Origin of the sequence: Chryseobacterium gleum (assembly GCF_900636535.1) — a bacterium.
Lineage (GTDB): Bacteria > Bacteroidota > Bacteroidia > Flavobacteriales > Weeksellaceae > Chryseobacterium > Chryseobacterium gleum.
Window position 1 is genome coordinate 665,771 of sequence record NZ_LR134289.1, and the last position, 15,292, is coordinate 681,062.

19 protein-coding genes and 1 pseudogene are annotated in these 15,292 nt (G+C 37.8%); 11 read left to right on the forward strand and 9 right to left on the reverse strand.

All coding sequences use genetic code 11. From position 1 onward, the window contains the following. The first annotated feature begins 12 nt into the window (after window positions 1–12). From EL165_RS25750 to EL165_RS03045, 4 genes and pseudogenes are all read left to right on the forward strand, one after another. Window positions 13–168, forward strand: coding sequence for a hypothetical protein (locus EL165_RS25750; RefSeq protein WP_002979592.1), 156 nt, complete (start codon window positions 13–15; stop codon window positions 166–168). A gap of 23 nt (window positions 169–191) precedes the next feature. After that, window positions 192–1,295, forward strand: a pseudogene (locus EL165_RS03035) (NAD(P)/FAD-dependent oxidoreductase); the annotation flags it as partial. After that, window positions 1,269–1,721 carry a Rieske 2Fe-2S domain-containing protein gene (locus EL165_RS26550; RefSeq protein ID WP_346722884.1) on the forward strand — a complete coding sequence of 151 codons (453 nt, stop codon included), beginning with the start codon at window positions 1,269–1,271 and terminating at the stop codon, window positions 1,719–1,721. The pseudogene EL165_RS03035 and the gene EL165_RS26550, both read left to right, overlap by 27 nt. A gap of 65 nt (window positions 1,722–1,786) precedes the next feature. After that, window positions 1,787–2,443 carry a DUF6766 family protein gene (locus EL165_RS03045; RefSeq protein WP_002979586.1) on the forward strand — a complete coding sequence of 219 codons (657 nt, stop codon included), beginning with the start codon at window positions 1,787–1,789 and terminating at the stop codon, window positions 2,441–2,443. Here the strand turns inward: EL165_RS03045 and EL165_RS03050 are convergent. Continuing rightward, window positions 2,425–3,228, reverse strand: a complete 804-nt coding sequence (locus EL165_RS03050; RefSeq protein ID WP_002979584.1) for an AraC family transcriptional regulator — start codon at window positions 3,226–3,228, stop codon at window positions 2,425–2,427. The genes EL165_RS03045 and EL165_RS03050 overlap by 19 nt on opposite strands. Before the next feature lie 104 nt (window positions 3,229–3,332). On the opposite strand from EL165_RS03050, the gene EL165_RS03055 reads away from it, so the two are divergent. After that, a complete protein-coding gene (locus tag EL165_RS03055) occupies window positions 3,333–4,469 on the forward strand; it encodes an NAD(P)H:quinone oxidoreductase (RefSeq protein ID WP_002979582.1) in 1,137 nt (378 codons plus the stop codon). Between the two features lie 154 nt (window positions 4,470–4,623). Here EL165_RS03055 and pdxR read toward each other — a convergent pair whose 3' ends face one another. Beyond that, window positions 4,624–6,054 carry a MocR-like pyridoxine biosynthesis transcription factor PdxR gene (gene pdxR, locus EL165_RS03060; protein WP_041461776.1) on the reverse strand — a complete coding sequence of 477 codons (1,431 nt, stop codon included), beginning with the start codon at window positions 6,052–6,054 and terminating at the stop codon, window positions 4,624–4,626. Between the two features lie 100 nt (window positions 6,055–6,154). On the opposite strand from pdxR, the gene EL165_RS03065 reads away from it, so the two are divergent. From EL165_RS03065 to EL165_RS03075, 3 genes are read left to right on the forward strand one after another with little or no spacing between them, the layout of a single operon-like run. Beyond that, window positions 6,155–6,610, forward strand: coding sequence for a cupin domain-containing protein (locus EL165_RS03065; RefSeq protein WP_002979578.1), 456 nt, complete (start codon window positions 6,155–6,157; stop codon window positions 6,608–6,610). A 42-nt stretch (window positions 6,611–6,652) separates the two neighbouring features. Further along, complete coding sequence (locus EL165_RS03070; protein ID WP_002979576.1) at window positions 6,653–7,537, forward strand: dihydrodipicolinate synthase family protein; 885 nt, start codon at window positions 6,653–6,655, stop codon at window positions 7,535–7,537. A gap of 9 nt (window positions 7,538–7,546) precedes the next feature. Further along, on the forward strand, window positions 7,547–7,780 hold the full coding sequence (locus EL165_RS03075; RefSeq protein ID WP_002979574.1) for a thioredoxin domain-containing protein: 234 nt from the start codon (window positions 7,547–7,549) through the stop codon (window positions 7,778–7,780). Window positions 7,781–7,875: 95 nt separating this feature from the next. Here the strand turns inward: EL165_RS03075 and EL165_RS03080 are convergent, their stop codons facing one another. After that, on the reverse strand, window positions 7,876–8,382 hold the full coding sequence (locus EL165_RS03080) for a pyridoxamine 5'-phosphate oxidase family protein (RefSeq protein WP_002979573.1): 507 nt from the start codon (window positions 8,380–8,382) through the stop codon (window positions 7,876–7,878). A 202-nt stretch (window positions 8,383–8,584) separates the two neighbouring features. Between EL165_RS03080 and EL165_RS03085 the strand changes: the two genes are divergently transcribed. Then, window positions 8,585–9,430, forward strand: a complete 846-nt coding sequence (locus tag EL165_RS03085) for a helix-turn-helix domain-containing protein (RefSeq protein WP_002979570.1) — start codon at window positions 8,585–8,587, stop codon at window positions 9,428–9,430. Window positions 9,431–9,493: 63 nt separating this feature from the next. After that, window positions 9,494–10,447 carry a nitrilase family protein gene (locus EL165_RS03090; protein ID WP_002979567.1) on the forward strand — a complete coding sequence of 318 codons (954 nt, stop codon included), beginning with the start codon at window positions 9,494–9,496 and terminating at the stop codon, window positions 10,445–10,447. 41 nt (window positions 10,448–10,488) lie between these two features. Here EL165_RS03090 and EL165_RS03095 read toward each other — a convergent pair whose 3' ends face one another. From EL165_RS03095 to EL165_RS03110, 4 genes are all read right to left on the reverse strand, one after another. Beyond that, a complete protein-coding gene (locus tag EL165_RS03095) occupies window positions 10,489–10,845 on the reverse strand; it encodes a rhodanese-like domain-containing protein (RefSeq protein WP_002979565.1) in 357 nt (118 codons plus the stop codon). Beyond that, window positions 10,842–11,132 carry a DUF3817 domain-containing protein gene (locus EL165_RS03100; RefSeq protein WP_228370526.1) on the reverse strand — a complete coding sequence of 97 codons (291 nt, stop codon included), beginning with the start codon at window positions 11,130–11,132 and terminating at the stop codon, window positions 10,842–10,844. The genes EL165_RS03095 and EL165_RS03100 overlap by 4 nt, the downstream gene beginning before the upstream one ends. Before the next feature lie 15 nt (window positions 11,133–11,147). After that, window positions 11,148–11,606, reverse strand: coding sequence for a hypothetical protein (locus EL165_RS03105; RefSeq protein ID WP_002979561.1), 459 nt, complete (start codon window positions 11,604–11,606; stop codon window positions 11,148–11,150). Between the two features lie 70 nt (window positions 11,607–11,676). After that, window positions 11,677–12,267 carry a TetR/AcrR family transcriptional regulator gene (locus EL165_RS03110; protein WP_002979559.1) on the reverse strand — a complete coding sequence of 197 codons (591 nt, stop codon included), beginning with the start codon at window positions 12,265–12,267 and terminating at the stop codon, window positions 11,677–11,679. 149 nt (window positions 12,268–12,416) lie between these two features. Between EL165_RS03110 and EL165_RS03115 the strand changes: the two genes are divergently transcribed. Next, a complete protein-coding gene (locus EL165_RS03115; RefSeq protein ID WP_002979558.1) occupies window positions 12,417–13,631 on the forward strand; it encodes an MFS transporter in 1,215 nt (404 codons plus the stop codon). A gap of 79 nt (window positions 13,632–13,710) precedes the next feature. Here the strand turns inward: EL165_RS03115 and pdeM are convergent, their stop codons facing one another. Then, on the reverse strand, window positions 13,711–14,355 hold the full coding sequence (pdeM, locus tag EL165_RS03120) for a ligase-associated DNA damage response endonuclease PdeM (RefSeq protein ID WP_002979556.1): 645 nt from the start codon (window positions 14,353–14,355) through the stop codon (window positions 13,711–13,713). 47 nt (window positions 14,356–14,402) lie between these two features. Further along, a complete protein-coding gene (locus EL165_RS03125) occupies window positions 14,403–15,005 on the reverse strand; it encodes a 2,3-bisphosphoglycerate-dependent phosphoglycerate mutase (protein WP_002979554.1) in 603 nt (200 codons plus the stop codon). Between the last annotated feature and the right edge of the window lie 287 nt (window positions 15,006–15,292).

Sequence of the window (15,292 nt, forward strand, 5' to 3'; positions counted from 1 at the left end):
AAAAATTATATTATGAAAACAACAGCCCTTATTTTAGGCGTTTTAAGCCTGTTTACTTTTACATCCTGCAGATGCAATATTGATGAAGACGAAAACAGAAAAAGAGATCAGAAGAACAATACTGCCAAAGTGGGAATCCCCGAAAGCGATACCCTGAATATCAGGTAAGTTTAATGTCAAAAAGGATAATTATGTACAGAGACGGTGCAAGAAAAAGCATATGGCAGGAGGAGATCAGGAAATTTTCTGCAGAAACTGATTTCAGCCAGCTATTTGATGTTGCCATAGTGGGCGGCGGAATTACAGGGGTTTCAACAGCAATGAAACTGCAGGAATCCGGAAAGAAATGCATCATTCTGGAGGCTGCGAATATCGGATTTGGAACAACAGGGGGAACAACGGCTCACTTAAATGATTTTTTTGATACTACCTTCAACGAGGCTATCAGGGATTTTGGTCTTGAAAAAGCCAGACTTTATGCAGAATCCGGAGGTGACGCTATTGAAATTATTGAAGACCGCATTCGACAATACAATATCAGTTGCGATTTTGCCAGAAAATCAGCCTATCTTTTTGCACTGGATGAAAAGCAACAGGAACAATTGAAAAATATTGTAGAAGGAGCTGATAAAGTTGGTCATGAAATGAGTTATGTGAATGAAACGCCTTTTCCTATACCGTTCAAAGAAGCAGTAGTTATTCCCGGACAGGGACATTTTCATCCGATAAAATACATCAAAGGACTTTGTGAGGCTTTTACAAAGCTGGGAGGTTCCATCCAGGAAAACTGTCTCTGTGAAGATCATGAAGAGAAGGAAGAATATGTTACTTTAAAAACTTCAAAAGGAGAAATAAAAGCCGCAAATGTCGTTTATGCAACCCACATACCACCGGGAGTGAATGTTCTTCATTTTACGAATGCACCTTACAGAAGCTATGCAATGGCATTTACTCTGAAAAACGACCGCTATCCGTTGGCGCTTGGTTAAGATCTCTGTGAACCTTATCATTATTACCGGATTCAGAATATTGAAGGTGAAAACCTTTTGATTGCAGGTGGGGAAGATCATAAAACAGGACATGCAGAAGATACCGGAGAATGCTTTTCAAGGCTCGAAAATTATGTCAGAGAATACTTTGATGTGGAAACAGTGTATTATAGCTGGTCCAGCCAATATTATGAGCCGGTGGACGGACTTCCGTATATTGGAAAACTTCCCGGCAGCAAGGGAAGAATTTTTGTTGCCACAGGGTTCAGAGGAAACGGGATGATATTCGGAACACTTTCATCACAGATCCTGCATGATCTGATTGTTACAGGAGAAAGCAAATACGGTGATTTGTTCAACCCTTCAAGAATCAAGCCTGTTGCAGGGTTCTCAGATTTTGTGAAAGAAAATACAACAGTAGCCTTTGACTTCGTAAAAGATAAAATTTTTAAAGATAAAATAGAATCCTTTTCAGAAATTGGTGAGGGTGAAGCTAAAGTTATCCGGTACGAATCAGAATCTTATGCTTTATATAAAGAGATTGACGGCACATTACATCTCCTGAGAAGTACCTGTCCGCATGCAGGATGTGAAGTGCGGTGGAACAGTGCGGAGCTAAGCTGGGACTGCCCGTGCCATGGCTCCAGATTCAATGTAAATGGGAAAATACTTACCGGTCCGACAACCAAAAATCTGCAGAAAGTCTTCCCTTATCAGAAACATGATTCATAAATGCTACCTCTCAAATCTCAAATCTTAAACCTTGAACTTTAAACATTAAACTTTAAACTAAGAATATGTCACGCACCAGTTTCTTGTATCGCAACAGCTTAAGTATTGTTCTGATTACTTTGATGGTCATTTTTCTTGCAGGACAGTTCTTTATGGGCTGGAAAACAGAAAACAAAGAACTCATTGAAAACGGACAGCCTGCATTAAAGATCGGTGAATATATTCATAGCGGCCATTTCATACAGGCAACTTTTGAAAACTGGGAAAGCGAATTTCTCCAGATGATGCTTTATGTTTTACTAACGGTTTCTCTGAGACAGAAAGGCTCCAGTGAGTCGAAATCCATGACAGAAGAGGAAGATGTAGACAAGGAACCTGTACCGCATCCCAAAGCGCCATGGCCCGTCAAAAAAGGAGGAATATGGCTGAAACTCTATAAACATTCCTTATCCATTGCTTTTGCCATTCTATTCCTGGCCAGCTTTATTTTACATTTCTATGGAAGCCTTAAGGATTTTAATGATGAACAGCTGATGAACAGTAAGCCTGCCGTAACGGCAATGCAGTATATTTCAGAATCAAGATTCTGGTTTGAGTCTTTTCAGAACTGGCAGAGTGAATTTCTCGCTGTAGCTTCACTGGTTATTTTATCCATATGGCTTCGCGAAAAAGGTTCTCCCGAATCAAAACCGGTTGATATGCCTCATGATGAGACACCATAATCTTTTTTAATTTTTGGCTTTTCCTGCATGATGGTAAAATAGGATGAAGTAAATGCAGACAGGCTTTGATATCCAACCTTATAAGCAACTTCACTTAAAGTATATTGTCTGGTGTCAATCAGTTCAATACTTTTTAAAATTCTTGTTAACTGCAGGTATTTTTGCAGGGTAATTCCCGTTTCATTTTTGAAAATTCTCTGTAAGCTTCGTACAGACATTTGTGCTTTTTCAGCCAGAGAATCGATATCAAGATTATATTTAAAATGGGTATTGATTTCATTGCATACAGGAATCAGCCTTGTATCTGCAGGTACAGGAATTTCCAGACTGCTGCTTTCCTTACAGAAGTTGGGAAGACTTTTTAAAATAGCTTTAAAAAACACGTCCTGTTCTTCATTTTCATCTAATAATTGATTCCATTTTGAAGCATATAAAAGCATTTCCTTTAATACAGGAGGAGCGGCAAACACCTGAACATTCTTATAAAATTCGTCTTCAAAAACGGATTTGAACAAAAATACCATCAGATTCACCGTTTGTGCTTCAGAAGTTATTTTATGATCTTTTTCTGAGGGAATCCAGATAACATGATGTTGTGGGACAAGATAAATTTTCCTGTCGATATGGAAATACTGGTATCCTTCTTCCACAAAAGTCAGCTGAGCACGGCTATGCCTGTGTTCATAATCATCATGTTTCCAGTTTTTTTCACACCAGACATAAGCCTCTTTTTCAATAGAATCGATAAAATGGCTTCCCGTCTCTTCAATCAGTCCACATTTCATAATGTCGTTTTGTATGTATATTTTGGCAAATTTAATAAAAACGCCAATACTAATTTTGTACTGTCAATAAAGTAATAGTATTAAAAATAACCTATCCGTTCAGAATGAAAAAACGATGTCTTTTTCTTATTTTAATTGTATTCACTAATATCAACATTATTATGGCACAAAATAAAGCAAAAATATTGGTTCTTATCCATTCAGATAATGGCGGGACGTATGAACTGGCCAAAGAAATCGCTAAAGGAATTGAAAGTGAAAACAATGCAGTTCCTTATATCAAAATGGTTAAATCTTCACAAAATCCCAACCTTAAAAATCTTACTGTGGCAACTGTAGACGAACTGACAGGTTATGACGGGATTGTTTTTGGTTCGCCCGTTTATTTCGGAAATATCAGTACGGGAATGAGTGAATTTTTAGCTAAAACCGTCCAGCTTTGGACCAGTCATGCTTTAGAAGGTGTTCCGGCTTCAGTTTTCATGTCAGCAGGAAGTGGTGCCGGAAAAGAGCTAGCCATGCAGGCATTCTGGAACAGTCTTGCCGTTCACGGAATGATATTGGTACCTAATGGCATCCGTGGGACAGAAGAGCTGAACAAAGCTATTCCACAGGGAAATACCGTGTTGGGAGTAACAAGTATGGCTTCTTTAAAAGATGTTGAAAGACCGACCAAAGGTGAGCGGAATATTGCTGAATTACAAGGAAAAAACTTTGCAAAGGTCGCGCTGGCATTAAAAGATACCCGTCCGAAAAGAGCTGCACTTGTTGCAGAACATCATCAGAACTTCGCTGAAATACTCAAACAGAAAAATATCACCCTTCCGCAGGTTCCAAAACCGGCAGGAAATTATCAGCCTTTTGTGCGCTCCGGAAATCTGGTATTCATAAATCAGGTTGCTTTGAAAGACGGCAAAATCTTCAATCCCGGAAAATTAGGTGTTGAAGTAAATGAACAGCAGGTAAAAGAAGCTACAAAAGTTACCATGCTGAACGTTATTTCTGTATTGAATGAAGCTGTAGGAGGAGATTTGAGCAGAGTAAAACAATGTGTTCAGCTTACAGGAATTTTCAATACAAAAGAGGATTATACAAAACACGCAGAGCTTATGAATGTGGCTTCTGACCTAACGGTTGAAATCTTTGGAGAAAAAGGAAAACATGCCAGGGCAACTTTGGGAGCATCATCAATTCCTGTGGGGTCTTCTGTGGAAATTCAGGCTATTTTTGAAGTGGAGTAGTTCTTATTAAAACTAAACCACAAAAGTCACAAAAGATAAAAACACTTAAGTTGATTTTAAGTTAAAAATAACCTGCTGAGAAGTTCACTGAAGTTTAAAAATCAAAGATTTTTATTGATACCCAAACATTTGTGTAAATCCGTGAAATCTGAAGTTAAAAAAAGTTCGAAAAAACTTCAGCAATCAAAGGAATACTTTGTTCCAGCTGCTCTTCAGAAAGGGCTCCGTAGCTTAATCTGAAGCCGTTGACCCTATTTTGACTGTATTGTTTCGGATGGATTATTTTGATATTCTTTTCCAGTAAAAGAACGGTTACCATATCCCAATCCAATTGAGCTTTAGGAACAATCCAAAAGGCAAGTCCACCTTCAGGCAGTGTGAAATCTGCAATACCTGCCATATGCATTTTTAACAGCTCATAAACAAAATCTCTTTTATGCTTATAATGAACAGTTGCTTTTCTGATATGCTTTTTCACGGCACCTTCTCTGATCAGCTGTAGAACAGCCTGTTCCATGATAACATCTCCATGCACATCAATAATTTTTCTCAGATCACCGATTTTTTTCAGTAATTTCTGATTTTTAGTGGCCAGGTAACCAATCCTCAAAGCAGGAGCTACCACTTTACTCAGTGTTCCGATATAAACATAATTGTGAAGCTCCGGAAAACTTGAAACAGGAAGGATGGGACGGTAGCCGAAATGAAACTCGTTGTCATAATCGTCCTCAATGATGGTTATATGATACTGATTGGAAAGCTCAATTAATTTTAATCTTCTGGAAAGGCTTAAAGTGACTGTTGTAGGATATTGCCTGTGAGGCGTAATATAAATGGCTTTAATATTCTGATGTTCTGTCAGAAGCATTTCAACAGCTTCAATACTGATTCCTTCCTGATCTACAGGTACGGGCAAAAGTCGGGCACCGGCATATTCAAAAGTATGCCATGCAGGCTGATATCCCGGATCTTCTACAATAACAATGTCGCCGGGACTTAAAAGAGTCTGAGCTGTGAGAAACATTCCCATCTGGCTGCCTCGGGTAACAGAAATTTCATTTTCATGAATCTGCATTCCACGCTGATGATTAAGCATCTGGGAAATCATTTTACGGAATTCAACATCGCCATACTCATTTCCATAACCCATCATCTGCCACTTGGCTTTGATACTGAAAATCTGTCTGTAAGCTCTTGCCAGTTCTGTTACAGGTGCAATCTTACTGTCCGGATGCCCGTCATCAAAATTGATTAGCATTCCGTTGGAAATCATCTCCTGATTCAAAGAGTCCTGTATTCTGCCTGTTTTTTTCTCATGTAAAGCAGGAAGATTTTCTGATATAAAAATTCCTTTCCTTTCTTTGGAAATCACCCATTCTTCATTCATCAGAACCTGATACGCTTCTACAACAGTATTCCTGTTAAGCTTCAAAGTTTGGGCAAGATTTCTGCTCCCGGGAAGAGCATCACCGGGTTTCAGTCTTCCTGAACGGATATCCCTGATAATGGTATCGGCAATCTGCAGATAAACGGGTTGATCAAGCTTTTTATCAATTTCTAATTCTAATTTCCAAGGTCGTAACATCTGGACTATCTGTTTATGTAAAAACTGAATCATTTAAACAGTCCAAATATAAAATAATTTTGTCATGCAATAAAGCACAAAACCTTAATAATTTTAAATTATGGACAAGAAACAATTCAGTTCTAAAGACTTTCATGAAACTTTTGCAAGACCAAAGTATGTAAAGCCCAGCCATTTGATTCATAAAAATGTAGAAAATGCTGGTGTACACAATCAGTTTTCAACAGAAAGAAAGCATCCCGTTTTCTTTGTAGATCTTCCCAGTAAGAATGTCAGCATGACGATCGGCGGACTTCTTCCAGGCCAGCAAACCAACAGACATCGCCATACGTATGAAACCGTATTATTCGTCATTGAAGGAAAAGGCTGGACAGAAGTAGAAGATGAAAGGGTATATTGGGAAGCAGGAGACGCGGTATATATTCCTTCATGGGCCTGGCATAAACACCAGAACCTGAGCGATACAGAACCTGCCAAATACATTGCCTGCGAAAATGCTCCTCAGCTGCAGAATTTGGGAGTCGCATTAAGAGAAGAGGAAGGCAGAGACCTTTAAAATGAGAGGTTAAAATTATTTTCAATTTTTAAATCAAAAAACATGAAAAATGTTCCATTCAAAGGGATTATCGCCTATCCCATAACGCCTTTTGACAATAATGAAAAAGTAGATATTCCTCTTTTTAAACATCTTGTAGAAAGACTGGTCACTTCCGGAAGCCACGGCATTGCGCCATTAGGAAGTACAGGGGTAATGCCCTATCTGTCTGATGAAGAAAAAGAAGAAGTTACAGAGGCTACTTTGCAGCAGGTAAAAGGAAGAATTCCAACGCTGGTAGGCGTTTCCAATCTTACAACAGAAAAGACAATTCACCATGCACAGTTTGCCGAAAAAGCAGGAGCAGATGCCGTTATGATCATTCCTATGAGCTACTGGAAACTCACAGATGATGAAATTGTTTCCCATTATGATGCTGTAGCACGTAAAATTTCTATCCCGATTATGGCTTACAATAATCCGGCAACAAGTGGGGTAGATATGTCACCGGCCTTACTGAAAAGGTTGCTTGAAATTCCCAATGTAACGATGATTAAAGAAAGTACAGGAGATGTTCAGAGGATGCATTATCTGAGAAGAGAACTGGGAGAAGACGTTGCGTTCTACAACGGTTCTAATCCTTTGGCGCTGGCTGCATTTTCTGCCGGAGCAAGAGGTTGGTGTACGGCTGCTCCCAATCTTATTCCGGAACTGAATATCAGTCTTTACCATGCAGTGGAAGAGGGAAATCTTGAAAAAGCAAAAGAAATTTTCTATCAGCAGTTTGACCTTTTAAAATTTATTGTCAGCAAAGGTTTGCCGAGAGCGGTGAAATCCGGACTGAATATTCTTGGGGAAAACGGAGGAAATTTAAGAAGTCCCTTAAAGCCGCTTGATGAAAAGGAAACTGAGGAATTAAAAAATATTATTAAAACACTTATTAATTAATATAATTTTATGAAAAAAGCCATTTTTTATCATGCAGGATGTCCTGTCTGCATCAGTGCAGAGCATGATATCATTAATCTTATAGGGTTGGAAAATGTTGAAATCATCCATCTTGGAAATGATAAAAACAAAATTGAAGACGCTGAGCACGCAGGGGTAAAGTCTGTACCGGCTTTAGTAACTCCGAACGGCAATGTCCTTCATATTAATTTTGGAGCATCTTTGGAAGATGTGAAAAATTAGAATCATTCATCTTATAGAAACGGCTCAATTTCTTGAGCCGTTTTTGTGTTCCTGCAACAAAATCTGTGATAAAAGTTTATTGCTATGCAGATTTTTTAAATGGTTGCATTTCCTTCTACACCGTCTGAATTATCAGTTTTTTTTCCGGTGATTGCAGCTGCTACAAAACTAAAAAGACTTACGAGTTTTCCTGCCTTAGTGTCCCAATAATAAGTTTCTTTAGGTTCTACGCGGATAATGGTTACATTGGGATCATCCTTTCCATCAAACCAAGCTTTTGCCATAGGAGACCATTTATCTTCAATGGTTGCTTTGTCCCTATAAACTGAAGCTTCTCCATATACCGAAAGATATTGAGAGTCACTGTTATTCATAAAAAACAGCTGTACTCTGCGGTCTTCTTTAATTTCAAAATTCTTATTGCTTGTTCCACTGCTGATAAACCAGAGATTTCCGCTGTCGTCTGTTTCCTGAAGGGTCATGGGTCTTGAATTGACAGGAATAGTGTCCAGTTCTGTACAGAACATGCATATTCTTGCACTTTCTGATAATTCCTTAATCTTTTTGATCGCTTCCAGGTGGGTAAGATTTTCTGTTGACATATTAAATATTTTAAGTGATTAATGTTAATTAAAAGAGGTTTATACATCAAAATGATGAATAATTTGCTTAAGTCTTTCAAATACCTGACCAAAAAGAAACAAAATGTGGTACCTGTGATTGATTTCTTTCAAAATCATAAGATATTTATTGGAAGTTTAAAAACGATAACTTTTATCTTATCAGCCCTTGTAAGAAATTTGAATGGCAAAAACAGTTTTTCTGCCGGCAAGTTTTATGTACATTTGGTATATGCAGATTTCACCTCCTAAACATTTGGCTGCTTTTATCAGGCATTATATTTTCTTAGAAAATTCTGAGAAGACAATCAGAAGTCTAAGGCTGTTTACTGATGGCAGCTCCGGGCTTATTTTATCAGGCGATATGAATCTGTATTCCGGTATTTCCGGAGATAAGATGCCGCTTTCTTTTTTTTACGGAGTTTTAAACGGATATAAAGATTTTTCTTCAAAAGATAAATTTTCCCTTATTGCTGTTGTATTTCAACCTTATTTTTTGAATATTATTTTAAATACATCTGCCAGAGAGATTTCTAATCAGACTGTTTCTGTGGAAGATGTGTTGAAGAATAAACTGCAAACTTTTCAGGAACAACTTTTTAACAAAATAAGCCCTTTGCATATTATCAATGATCTGAATTTGTTTTTTACTCATTTTCTGTCTGAGAGCATGCATAAAGATCATCAAATTATTGCTGCTTCGCAACAATATATTCTTCAGAACAAAGGTTTGGTAACATCCGGAGATCTGGAAAAATTCACCGGATATTCTGAACGCCATCTGGAAAGGAAATTTGAATTTCATATGGGAATGTCTCCCAAAAAATACAGCAATATTATCCGGCTGCATTATTTTTTAAGTCTGATAAACAGAAGTGCTGATCATAAAAATATGGCAACATTTTCATACGAAGCAGGATATTCTGATCAGTCGCATCTTATCAGAGAGTTTAAAAACAATACCGGGCTTACGCCAAAGCAATATCTGAACACAGAAAATAAAATGGCAGTTAATTTCATTGAGCTGTAAAAAGCATGTCGGTTTTATACAATTTTTTAAAAGTGACAGCGTCTAGCTTTGCTTAAAAAAACAATGAATATTAAAATTTCAACCGCACAATTTGAAAACAAAAGTGGAGATAAAGCATACAATCTCTCTGTCATCGAAAAACTGGCTCGGCAGGCTTCTGCTCAAGGATCTAATGTTATTGCATTTCATGAATGCTCCGTCACAGGTTATACCTTTGCCCGAAAGCTTTCCAGAGAAGAGCTTCTGAACATTGCAGAACGTATTCCTGAAGGTGAAAGTATCCGGAAATTACAGCAGATTGCAGCTCAGAATAACATTACTATATTGGTTGGATTATTTGAGAAGGATGAACATGATCATCTTTTTAAAGCCTATGTATGTGTTGATAAAACCGGGCTGAAGGCTAAATACAGAAAACTGCATCCTTTTATTAATCCTCATCTTACACCTGGTAATGAATATTGTGTATTTGATATCATGGGTTGGAAATGTGGTATTCTCATCTGCTATGACAACAATATTATTGAAAACGTAAGGGCTACAAGGTTGCTCGGAGCAGAAATTATCTTTATGCCTCATGTAACAATGTGTACTCCTTCTACAAGACCAGGAGCCGGTTTTGTAGATTCTCAGCTCTGGGAAAACAGAGAAGCAGATCCTACTTCTTTACGCCTTGAATTCGATGGGATGAAGGGTAGAGACTGGTTGATGAAATGGCTGCCGGCAAGAGCTTATGATAATGGGATATATATAGTTTTTTCAAACCCTGTAGGAATGGATGATGACCAGCTGAAAAATGGATGCTCTATGATTATAGACCCATTCGGAGATGTGATTGCAGAATGCCGTTCGTGGGAAGACAGTTTTGAATCCGCAGTGATCACTCCCCAAAAGCTTACCCAGGCAGGAGGATATCGATACATTAAGGCCCGAAGGCCTGAATTATACAGAGAAATAATAGGGCAGGAGCATTTATCTGATCAGAAAGTAGTATGGCTGGATGATAAAACAGTTTAAAAATTCAATCCCTCTGAAAATCACAGAGGGATTAAATGATTTTACTTGCTGATGATTTTCTGGAGATCACTCCACGCTCCTCCATTATAAACATGTTTAAAGCCTCTTTCTTTCAGTATATTTTCAGCTTTCACACTTCTCAGTCCGTGAGAACAAACCGTGATATATGTCTTTTTCGGATCTAATTCTACATAACGTTCTCTGATGGTTCCCAGTGAAATATTGACAGAACCTTCGATATGTCCCGTTTCATATTCCTTTTCAGTTCTTACATCCAAGATAACAGCTCCTTTCCTGAGCAGTTGAGGAAGACCGTCATCTAAAGTCTGAAACCTGTAAACTCTGTATACGACATACAGCATAAAGCCTATTCCACAGATGATGATAAGGCTCTTCATAGCTTGCTCAGAATTTTTTTGTCAATATAAAATGTTCCAAACGGTATGAAACAGGCAAGAATTACCTTCCATGTTATTTCTCTGAATTTCCAGTTCTGTTCTACACCAACACTCAGCGTATTGAAAAGAAAGAGCAGGAATAATGTTCCGTGAACGGGCCCTAATAACCGCACAAGTAAAGGGTTTCCCATCCAGTATTTGACAGGAACGGCAATGCATACCAGGCTCAGTAATGAAATGCCTTCCAGAATTGCCAGAATTCTTAACCGGCCGATTTTTGTTTTCAATAAGTTTATCATAATCTATCTGAAATAAGGTCTGTTTGCAAATGGGGAAAAAGGCCACGGGACTGCAATAAAAATAATGATCAGTGCAATGGAGAACCAGATTCCCATGGTTTTGAACTTTTCTTGGTCAGTAAGCCTTCTCTTGGTCAGTGCGGAGCCTATTGTGATGATCATAATGGCTGCAATCATCAATGAAATATGAATCATCCCGAAAAACAGATGTTGAAAAGATTCTTTTGCTACGTTGAAATTTTTCCAGAAATATTGTATTACCGGACTTTTAAGATAGAATACCATTCCTAGAATCAGCTGGACGTGAGCAATGGTAGCGGTCCAATGTCTTACTGAATTGTCAGCTCCTGTAAATTTGCGGTCTGAAAAATAACCTCTAAAAGCACGGAAAATTGCATAAATCAGACTAAGTAAAACCAGCCATCGGGTTTGGGAATGTAAAAAGGTAAGGGTCTGATACATCGTTTATTTTTTTGAACACAGCAAAGGTATAATAAAAACATACTAACTAGTATGTTTTTGAGCAAAAAAATTATTGAAGGGTCTTAAAATATGATTTAAGTCCTTTTAAATAAGTGAGATATACTTCTTTTGAATTTTCAAGTTTACCAAGATTTCTAACGCCCCAATAGCCTGAAATAACAAAAACACTGACTTCCTTTGCACTGACTTCTTTTTTAATGATACCAGATTCTTTCCCTTTTTCAATACTTTCAGCAAGAGCCAATTCCCATTCTTTTGAAAGATCGTGCAAAGCCTGTGTGAAAGCAGTATGCCAGGGCGCCATTTGCTGTATGAAATTGGACGTGGGACAGCCATATTCAACTTTCAGAAAATCATTTTCCATAAGGAGATGATACATGATATCATAGATGCTGTCCAAAGGGTTCTTGCTGTTCTGAAGAGAATCAATAAAAGTTTTTTTGAAATTAGGTTTCATCAGATCGGTAATAATAGCAAGACCCATTTCATCTTTTGTTTTAAAATGATAATAAAAAGCCCCTTTGGTCACCTGAGTCGTTGCGATAATTTCATCAATGCTTGTGGTCTGAAAACCCTTTACATAGATCAATTCGAACGCTTTCTGGAGAATCGTAAGGCGGGTTGCTTCTGATTTTTTCATTAAAACTTCTGATTATTCTGCAAAGGAACAAATTTTAAGTGTAAAATAAAACTATCATTATTCTGATAATTAATTACAATTTAAATAATTTTTATAATACAATTATTCACCGGAAATTTGTCTCGTCAATATCAACAAAATACAAGACAATGAATTATCAAAAAGAAATACAGGTCAAAGCATCACAAACTATTAAAAAAGGTTTGCCTGCAGCACTTTGGGCATTAACGATAAGTGCTTTCGGAATAGGAACCACTGAATTTGTAATTGTCGGATTGCTTCCTACAGTAGCTTCTGATCTTGGAATCAGCATTCCTTCAGCAGGATTATTGGTAAGCCTTTATGCGATAGGTGTAGCGATAGGAGCTCCGATATTAACGGCATTAACAGGAAAAATTCCACGCAAGATGCTATTAGTTTCTATCATGCTGCTATTTGTTATCGGAAACGGATTGGCTTCTATAGCGCCCGGATTTATAACTTTAGTGCTGGCAAGAATACTTACAGGGTTTGCTCATGGGGTTTATTTTTCCATAGGCTCTACCATCGCAGCTTCTCTGGTACCTGAAGAAAAGAGGGCTACTGCTATTTCCATTATGTTTGCCGGGCTCACACTGGCAATTGTTACAGGAGTTCCGCTGGGTACATTCATAGGACAGCATTTCGGATGGAGAGCAACTTTTATAGGAGTTTCAATTCTTGGAATCATTGGGTTAGCGGCCAGTTTATTGCTGGTTCCCAACACCCTGAAAAACGGGAAATCAGCTTCTTTAAGAAGTCAGTTTAAAGTATTGGGGAACAGGCGTTTGATTTTTGCCTTTCTAATGACAGCAATGGGATATGGAGGAACATTCGTAGTTTTTACTTATCTGTCACCCATTTTACAGAAAATCACAGGGTTTCAGGAATCAACAGTTACGTTCATCCTGCTGATCTACGGAATTGCTATTGCCCTGGGGAATCTTCTGGGCGGGAAAGTGGCCAATAAAAATCCTCTTAAGGCACTTTTATGGATGTTTGCTGCTCAGGGATTGGTATTATTTGCGTTTTACTTTACGGTAAGCAGTCCTGTTTTAAGTATCATTACACTTTTCCTTCTGGGAGCATTATCATTTGCTTCTGTTCCCGGATTGCAGCTGTTGGTAGTACAGATTGCAGAAAAGGAACTTCCCGGAACAGAAGATGTCGCTTCAGGAATCAATATTGCAGCATTTAATATTGGTATTGCCATCGGATCTTATGCAGGAGGAATTATTGTGACGTCATCTTTAGGATTAGCAAGCACACCATGGATTGGTGCATTATTTCTGGTGATTACCGTACTGATCACACTGTACAGTATCCGTTTGAGCAAGAAAGGTTAAGATTTCAGGAATAGTTTTATCTGATGTATATCCGTGCTAAGACTTAAAATCTTGGCACGGATCTATGGTCAGAGATAGATCAGATTTCATAAATCTCCGCATCCGTGAAGACAAAAAAGGTACTTTTCTTAGGCAGGTTTTTGGTATCCAATCCGGTGAATTCACTAAAAGCCGGCAGTAATAATTGGTCGCTGCTGAGCGCAAAGCAGGGAAGCCTGATATTTTTAATAGCAGAATTCAGTACAATTCCGGGATGGATATGTCCTGTAATCTGAAATCCTGTTCTTGTTGTATCAAAATCGTGAATAAAAGTAATATCTCCTATCTCGAGCAGCTCAGACTTATGATTGAAACATAGTTTTTCTTCCAGAGCTTTTGATAAGCGATCATGATTTCCTTCAATAAGATAGAATTGTATTTCAGGATATTGTGATTTCCATATGCAGAACTCATCTACATCAGAATTGTCTCCTGCGTGGAGTAAATCCCCGACCACAACAAATTTTTCAGGCTGAAAAAACTCAATCAGTGCAGATAATCTTTCCAGGTCGCTTTTCATAATATGGTTAGCCAGTGCAATACCATTTTTGCGGAAATGAGCAGTTTTCCCGATGTGAAGATCAGAAAGAACAAGTGCCTTTTCTTTTTCCCAGAATACTGCACGCTGATTGGTTAGGATAAAAATTTCGTTCTGAATAGAAATGCTTTTGGTAGCTATAAACACGCTGTATGAATTGATTTAATGTTCAAAGGTAAGCTTTATTAACCGAATCAGCTTACTTTGCGGCTTACGTGAAACTTTTCATCAAAAACATACGTCAGAGGAAAGCCCGTAGCAATTTCTCTTTCCAGAATTTCTTCAGGAGAAAGGTGTTCCAGATACATGATGAGAGCACGAAGACTATTTCCATGTGCAACGATCAGTACATTTTCGCCCTTTTTTAATAACGGCCTTATCTGGCTTTCAAAATAAGGAATTACCCTGTTGTATGTATCTTTAAGGCTTTCGCCACCCGGAGGTACCACATCATATGATCTGCGCCAGATATGAACCTGTTCATCACCATACTTAAGTGCCGTTTCTGCTTTGTTCAACCCTTCAAGATTTCCGTAAGAACGTTCGTTCAGAGCTTTATCTTTTATAACCGGGATATTGGGATTTCCTATTTCATTCAGAATGATGGAGAGTGTATGCTGTGCCCTGATGAGGGCCGAAGTGAAAGCGATATCTATTCTTTCTCCTTTTAAAGCAAGTCCTGCTTTTTTTGCCTCTTCAATACCGGCTTCTGTTATATCGATGTCTTTCCAGCCTGTAAACCTGTTTTCAAGGTTCCAGAGTGACTGTCCGTGACGGACCAAGAATAATTTTTCCATTATTTACATTTATTTAAACTTCTGTAAAGCTATACTCTAAGTTACGATGATTATTTTAACTTATCAAGAAAATTAACTTAGAATATTAGGTCATGAATAAGATCAAAAAGACAGGTTTTTATTTGATTTTATAAATTTTAGAATCTCGAAAAGGCGCAAATTTTATATTATCCATTTTTATTTAAGATGCAAGAAAATCAAAGATTTTCAGCAAGATTAACGTAAATTTTATCGGAGATAAAATCTTTGCGCCTTTAAAACGTTATTATTATCAATTTTTTGCGTCT

Bases quoted from the DNA above. Each gene is read 5' to 3' on its own strand.
- EL165_RS25750 (WP_002979592.1), top strand. From the start codon at position 13: ATGAAAACAACAGCCCTTATTTTAGGCGTTTTAAGCCTGTTTACTTTT.
- EL165_RS26550 (WP_346722884.1), top strand. From the start codon at position 1,269: ATGATATTCGGAACACTTTCATCACAGATCCTGCATGATCTGATTGTT.
- EL165_RS03045 (WP_002979586.1), top strand. From the start codon at position 1,787: ATGTCACGCACCAGTTTCTTGTATCGCAACAGCTTAAGTATTGTTCTG.
- EL165_RS03050 (WP_002979584.1), bottom strand. From the start codon at position 3,228: ATGAAATGTGGACTGATTGAAGAGACGGGAAGCCATTTTATCGATTCT.
- EL165_RS03055 (WP_002979582.1), top strand. From the start codon at position 3,333: ATGAAAAAACGATGTCTTTTTCTTATTTTAATTGTATTCACTAATATC.
- pdxR (WP_041461776.1), bottom strand. From the start codon at position 6,054: ATGTTACGACCTTGGAAATTAGAATTAGAAATTGATAAAAAGCTTGAT.
- EL165_RS03065 (WP_002979578.1), top strand. From the start codon at position 6,155: ATGGACAAGAAACAATTCAGTTCTAAAGACTTTCATGAAACTTTTGCA.
- EL165_RS03070 (WP_002979576.1), top strand. From the start codon at position 6,653: ATGAAAAATGTTCCATTCAAAGGGATTATCGCCTATCCCATAACGCCT.
- EL165_RS03075 (WP_002979574.1), top strand. From the start codon at position 7,547: ATGAAAAAAGCCATTTTTTATCATGCAGGATGTCCTGTCTGCATCAGT.
- EL165_RS03080 (WP_002979573.1), bottom strand. From the start codon at position 8,382: ATGTCAACAGAAAATCTTACCCACCTGGAAGCGATCAAAAAGATTAAG.
- EL165_RS03085 (WP_002979570.1), top strand. From the start codon at position 8,585: ATGGCAAAAACAGTTTTTCTGCCGGCAAGTTTTATGTACATTTGGTAT.
- EL165_RS03090 (WP_002979567.1), top strand. From the start codon at position 9,494: ATGAATATTAAAATTTCAACCGCACAATTTGAAAACAAAAGTGGAGAT.
- EL165_RS03095 (WP_002979565.1), bottom strand. From the start codon at position 10,845: ATGAAGAGCCTTATCATCATCTGTGGAATAGGCTTTATGCTGTATGTC.
- EL165_RS03105 (WP_002979561.1), bottom strand. From the start codon at position 11,606: ATGTATCAGACCCTTACCTTTTTACATTCCCAAACCCGATGGCTGGTT.
- EL165_RS03110 (WP_002979559.1), bottom strand. From the start codon at position 12,267: ATGAAAAAATCAGAAGCAACCCGCCTTACGATTCTCCAGAAAGCGTTC.
- EL165_RS03115 (WP_002979558.1), top strand. From the start codon at position 12,417: ATGAATTATCAAAAAGAAATACAGGTCAAAGCATCACAAACTATTAAA.
- EL165_RS03125 (WP_002979554.1), bottom strand. From the start codon at position 15,005: ATGGAAAAATTATTCTTGGTCCGTCACGGACAGTCACTCTGGAACCTT.